Origin of the sequence: Streptomyces sp. PA03-3a, assembly GCF_033792735.1 — a bacterium.
Classification (GTDB): Bacteria; Actinomycetota; Actinomycetes; order Streptomycetales; family Streptomycetaceae; genus Actinacidiphila.
Genome location: NZ_JARAVM010000079.1, coordinates 14,610 through 14,934 on the forward strand (window position 1 = coordinate 14,610; position 325 = coordinate 14,934).

The following is a 325-nucleotide window of genomic DNA, read 5'->3' on the forward strand; positions in this document are numbered from 1 at the left end:
TCCCACTCTTCCCACTTCTGAGGGCCCCTCTGTAGGTAGGGCCCCGGGCAGGGTTCGGCAGGACCCGAGGGCCACCCCGGCCCGGCCCGGCAGGGTGCGGGAAGTGGGAAGGACCCGAGGGCCACCCCCGGCCCGGCCCGGCAGGGTGCGGGAAGTGGGAAGGACCCGAGGGCCACCCCCGGCCACCGGCCGGCGGGAGTGGGGAGGGACCCGAGGGCCTCCCCGGCCCGCTCCCGGCCGGGAAGGCGCGCACGGCGCCACCGGCCCCGGTACGTCTCCCCGGTGACGTACCGGCATCCCGAGGGCCGCCTCGGTCCCGGGCCTG